This window comes from Syntrophomonas sp. UBA1041 (genome assembly GCF_002316705.1).
Lineage (GTDB): Bacteria > Bacillota > Syntrophomonadia > Syntrophomonadales > Syntrophomonadaceae > DTU019.
Genome location: NZ_DCEA01000027.1, coordinates 661 through 4285, shown reverse-complemented (window position 1 = coordinate 4285; position 3625 = coordinate 661). Strand labels below are relative to the sequence as shown.

The window sequence follows — 3625 nt, the reverse complement described above, 5'->3', positions numbered from 1 at the left end:
CCGCCATTGTCTGGCCAACTCGGTCCCGGCAATCACCAGGGTGGGATAAATTCTGACCATATCCGGCCGCAGTCCAATAATGACCCGGGTGGTAGCCAGGTCTTTAAGCCGGTTGTCCCCGGGCAGCCCCACCATCAATTGTATGCCCAGTTTAAATCCATACTCTTTTAATAAACGGCTGGCCTCAACGATTTGCAGAAGGGCCATCCCCCGCCCCGCGGCTGCCAGAACCTCGTCGTCGCACGACTGCACTCCCAGTTCTACGGTGTCTACCCCCCAGTATTTGAGCATTTTCAGAATATCCGGATCGATTCCATCTGGGCGGGTGGAAAGGCGCAGGCCGTGAATCAAACCTTTTATCAAATAAGGGGATACCTGTCTGAGGTAGGCTTCCTGCAGGGAAACATCCATCATGGTGAAACTGCCGCCGAAGAAAGCTATCTCGATCTCACTTCCGGGCGGAATGGTCGCCAGGTGCTGGTCAACCAATTCAGGGATGGCTGATGGGGAAAGGGGTTCTAACTGGGAGGCAATGTGCCGCTGGTTGCAAAATATGCATGTAAACGGGCACCCCACATGGGGGATAAAAATCGGAATATTGACATGCTTCATGGTTTGGGGGTTATCTCCAGTCCCAGGCTGAGCAGCAACTGGTGATTTTTCAGGACCTTTTCAGCAGCATTTTGCTCGGCTTCCTTTTTGCTCCGCCCCTGGCCGGCAGCCAGCAGCCGCTCCTTATAATACACCCCGGCTTCAAAAACTTTGGCATGAGCAGGACCGCATTCTTTAATGATCTGGTAGATCACATTCTGTTTGTTTTTACCCTGCACCAGCTCCTGCAAGCGGGATTTATAATCTTGATAATCGCCCTGGGCGGTGTCGTCAATGTGAACCTGCAGACGGTCCAGTACGAATCGGGTCGCGGCTTCATAGCCTTGATCAAGATATATAGCTCCTATTACCGCCTCGACTGCATCAGCCAGTATGGAGCGGCGCTTACGCCCCCCGGACATCTCCTCGCCCCGCCCTAATAGTAGATAATCTCCCAATCGCATTTGATTAGCCACGTTGAGCAGCGCTTTTTCACAGACCACCTTGGCCCGGATTTTGGTCAATTCACCTTCAGGCTTTTCATCAAAGTGATTGTACAAGTATTCGGCAATAATCATATTCAAGACCGCATCGCCCAGGAACTCCAGGCGTTGATTATTGCCGACACAGTTCTTTTCCTGGCTGAAGGACGGATGCGTCAAAGCCATGTCGATAAGCCCCAGATGATTAAAAATGAGCCGGTTGTCACGCATAAAGCGGGCAACCGCATCCCGCTGCTTAGCCATTTTGAATCTTTTCCAGGTGGCGGTACAGGGCCGTGACCAGCGTCCCAAAGGTTGACAGGCTTTCCAGCCCTTCCTCAGGAAATTCCACATCATAGGCATCTTCCAGAGCCATGATCATCTCCACAACATCGATGGAGTCGGCGTCCAGATCTTCCAGTTTGGTTTCCATGGCGATTTCCTGGGGGTTCAGGTCCAGCTGTTCCGCCAGTATCTTTCTGGCCAGCTCTATAAACTCCTGCAACTAGATTACCTCCTTTAACTACTGTAACCTGAGCAATACATTATGTATGGTCCTTAAATCAATGCTGCCAGGGCTTTTTCCTGCTGTTCCACAATACGGCTCACAATACATTGAGCGGCAATTTTCATACCGCTGCATATTGCCTGTTTTTTTGAACTGCCGTGACATACTATACTTATCCCTTTAACCCCCAGCAAAGGCGCTCCGCCTACCTGGCGATAATCGACCTTCTGGTAAATGCTGGGGAGTTTGCCCATTTCCTGAGCGGTATGCTGGGCCAGGAACAGAACCAGGCCCTCCATGGATTTCAACAGGATGTTGCCGGTGAAACCATCACAGACAATCACATCACAATCGCCATTAAATAGGTCGCGACCCTCCACATTGCCGATAAAATTAAGTTTGGGCTGCTGGCGCAGCAAGCTGAAAGCTTCGACTGCGGCAGCATTGCCTTTCGTCTCCTCGGCGCCATTGTTGAGCAGGCCTACGCGGGGATTGGGGATGGCTTGAATTGCTGAAGCATAAGCGCTTCCCAGGGCTGCAAACTGCACCAGTTGCGAAGGGCGGCAGTCCACGTTGGCCCCCACGTCGATGAGCAGTGATTGTGAACCGCGAATATTCGGTATCCCGCTGACTATCGGAGGACGTTCGATTCCTTCCATCCGCCCCAGGTTAAATAGAGCTGCGGCCATCTGTGCTCCGGTGCTGCCGCAGGACAATACCGCATCAGCCAGGCCCGCCTTGACCAGACCGGTAGCAACCACAATGGAGGCGTCTTTCTTGCGCCGGATCGCGATGGCCGGAGATTCTTCCATGGTTATTATTTCGCTGGCATTGACCACCCTGAGCCTTTCAGTATCATACGATTGGCCTTTTAAGACCGGCGCGATCTCTTCCGCCAAACCTACCAGGATAATGGAGGCATCGGTTTCTTTCAGCCAGCTCAGGACGCCTGCGATAACCTCGCCTGGGCCATAATCGCCTCCCATTACGTCAACTGCGATCTTCATGGTCTTCCTCCTCATTTCAGCAAGAAATACAAAAAGTAAGCTATGGGCCTGAAAGTGCGCCGATACCTTACCTTTTGATCAACCTGTATATCTTACATCACGTTTTTACCTTTATAAAATCCGCAATTCAAGCAGGCCCGATGTGATAATTTCAACTCCTTGCACTGAGGACATTCAACCAACCCTGGTTTGTCCAGCTTGCGCCATTCGGCACGCCTCATATTCTTTCTTGAATGCGAATGTCTCCTCTTAGGAACGCCCAATTTGTTCCCCTCCTTCCTGGGTTAATTTTTTCAAGGCTTCCCAGCGCGGATCTATATTTTCTTCACTGCAGCGGCAAGCCTCCACGTTTTTGTTTACACCGCAACCCGGGCACAGACCCTGACATTCCGAATTGCAGAGCGGACTCAAGGGGATGACGGCAAATATGGCTTCTATTACCGCCGGCTCAATATCGGCCTCACCTTGATCAACCACCAGTACATCATCCTTGAACTCCTCCGGTTTTCGGCTGCCGGCATCTATCATGGTGATGCCCAGTTCTTCAGCAACCTGAATAACCGATGGTTCCAGACACCGGGAACAGGCCAGCACCAGTTTGGACTTTACTTTTCCCGTGCCGACATATGTCTGTCCGGTGAATACCACTTCGATATCGACCTGAACCGGCTCCGCAAACTGAGCACCCAGTCCCCGAACCAGTTCATCGGGCCAAAATTCCACAAAAGAATAGTGCTCACTCTGTTGCGGCTGAAGTTTGAGTTGTTTAAGGTCAATTTTCATTTTGCACCCCTAAAAAACACCAGATTAATTATATTCTTCACCGGTTAGTATTGTCAATAAAGGCAGTTACTATATCGATTTTGTTGATATGCGGCTGATAGGAGCCAAAACTAAAGGGGCGGGCGATGCCCGCCTCCCAGCTTGCTGACAAGTCAACGAGCTGGGCAGAGCGAGCGACGGAAGCGAAGAGCAAGGCGCTCAATAGGCCCGCGATTGAGGCGTACAAATAGTACGTTGATTGAGCGGACCTATTG

At 51.3% G+C, this 3625-nt stretch carries 7 protein-coding genes; all 7 read right to left on the bottom strand.

The annotated features are described in order from the left end of the window. Nucleotides 1–612: elongator complex protein 3 (locus B2633_RS05105; protein ID WP_483169583.1), on the bottom strand; the 612-nt coding region annotated here is incomplete at its 3' end. Further along, nucleotides 609–1337, bottom strand: a complete 729-nt coding sequence (gene rnc / locus B2633_RS05100; RefSeq protein WP_483169581.1) for a ribonuclease III — start codon at nt 1335–1337, stop codon at nt 609–611. The genes B2633_RS05105 and rnc, both read right to left, overlap by 4 nt. Beyond that, nucleotides 1330–1578, bottom strand: a complete 249-nt coding sequence (locus B2633_RS05095; protein ID WP_481040242.1) for an acyl carrier protein — start codon at nt 1576–1578, stop codon at nt 1330–1332. Before B2633_RS05095 ends, rnc begins: the two co-directional genes overlap by 8 nt. Nucleotides 1579–1631: 53 nt before the next feature. Next, nucleotides 1632–2588: a phosphate acyltransferase PlsX gene (gene plsX / locus B2633_RS05090; RefSeq protein ID WP_483169579.1), complete on the bottom strand. Its 957-nt coding sequence runs from the start codon at nt 2586–2588 to the stop codon at nt 1632–1634. A gap of 92 nt (nt 2589–2680) precedes the next feature. After that, a complete protein-coding gene (gene rpmF / locus B2633_RS05085; RefSeq protein ID WP_481040246.1) occupies nt 2681–2851 on the bottom strand; it encodes a 50S ribosomal protein L32 in 171 nt (56 codons plus the stop codon). Further along, nucleotides 2838–3371, bottom strand: a complete 534-nt coding sequence (locus B2633_RS05080) for a YceD family protein (protein ID WP_483169578.1) — start codon at nt 3369–3371, stop codon at nt 2838–2840. The genes rpmF and B2633_RS05080 overlap by 14 nt, the downstream gene beginning before the upstream one ends. 37 nt (nt 3372–3408) lie before the next feature. Next, nucleotides 3409–3625: hypothetical protein (locus B2633_RS05075; protein ID WP_483169577.1), on the bottom strand; the 217-nt coding region annotated here is incomplete at its 5' end.